Annotated in this window: 1 protein-coding gene; it reads right to left on the reverse strand. The window is 64.4% G+C overall.

All coding sequences use genetic code 11. The features are described 5' to 3' along the window. A partial coding sequence (gene thrS / locus ABWP50_RS13310) for a threonine--tRNA ligase (protein ID WP_353218471.1) occupies positions 1–1,373 on the reverse strand: 1,373 nt, incomplete at its 3' end. Between the last annotated feature and the right edge of the window lie 120 nt (positions 1,374–1,493).

Raw genomic sequence — 1,493 nt, forward strand, 5'->3', positions numbered from 1 at the left:
TCCCACATCGCATCGCTGCCGAAGCGTTTTTCCGGGCGCAGCGCCAGCTTGATGGCATAGTCGAACCCGCCCAGATCCTTGTAGACCACATCAAGCAGATCGCAGAAGCGCGCGATTTCGCCGACGATCTGGTCGTCGCGGCAGAAGATATGGGCATCATCCTGCGTGAACTGGCGCACGCGCATCAGGCCATGCAGCGCGCCGTGCGGCTCGTTGCGGTGGCAGCAACCCATTTCGGCCAGCCGCAGCGGCAGATCGCGGTAGCTCTTGATGCCCTGCCGGAAAATCAGCACATGCGCCGGGCAGTTCATCGGCTTCAGCGCCATCCACTGCGCCTTGTCGCTCACCACCGGGCCGTCATCCTCGGTATTGGGCACTTCGTCGGGGATCACGAACATATTCTCGCGATATTTGCCCCAGTGGCCCGATTGCTCCCACTGGCGCGCGTCCATGATCTGCGGCGTCTTCACTTCCTGATAGCCGGCGGCGTCCAGCCGGCGGCGCATATAGGCCTCCAGCGCGCGGTAGATCACGAAACCGCGCGGGTGCCAGAACACGCTGCCGTGCGCGACCTCCTCCAGGTGAAACAAGTCCATCTCGCGGCCCAGCTTGCGGTGGTCGCGCTTGGCGGCTTCTTCCAGGCGCGTCAGATGCGCATCAAGCTGCTTCTTGTTCAGCCAGCCGGTGCCATAGATGCGGCTGAGCATGGCGTTGTTCTGATCGCCGCGCCAATAGGCGCCCGATACCCGCGTCAGCTTGAAGGCCTGCGCATCGAGCTTGCCGGTGGCGGGCAGATGCGGCCCGCGGCACATGTCCAGCCAGTCATCACCCGACCAATAGACGGTCAGATCCTCATCACCCGGCAATTCGGCGGCCCACTCAGCCTTGAAGCCTTCGCCCTGTTGCTGCCAGCGGCTGATCAGCTGGGCGCGGCTCCACACTTCGCGGCGCAGCGGCTTGTTGGCCGCGATGATGGCGCGCATCGCTGCTTCGATGGCGGGCAAATCTTCTTCGGTGAACGGGCCGCGGTCGGCTGGCGGCGCGAAATCATAATAGAATCCGTCGTCCGTCGATGGCCCGAAGGTGATCTGCGTGCCGGGAAACAGGCCCTGCACGGCCTCGGCCAGCACATGCGCGAAATCGTGGCGCGCCAGCTCCAGCGCGTCGGCTTCGTCCTTGGCCGTCACCAGCGCCAATTGCGCATCGGCCATGATCGGCAGCGACAGATCGACCAGCTCGCCGTTCACCTTCGCGGCCAGCGCCGCCTTGGCCAGGCCGGGGCCGATGGCTGCCGCCACATCGCCGCCGGTGGTCCCGCGCGGCATTTCGCGCACGGATCCGTCGGGAAGCGTCAGGGCAATAAGGTCAGACATGGTGGCCTTCGATCATGGCAGCGCTGGCAAAATGACAGCGCTGGCCCGCGTTTAGCCAAATTTCCACCTGGTCGCCACAAGCATCTGGTTCTGGCATCTGGTTCTGGCATCTGGTTCTGG

Origin of the sequence: Sandarakinorhabdus sp. (genome assembly GCF_040398645.1) — a bacterium.
In the GTDB taxonomy this organism is placed as follows: Bacteria; Pseudomonadota; Alphaproteobacteria; order Sphingomonadales; family Sphingomonadaceae; genus Sandarakinorhabdus.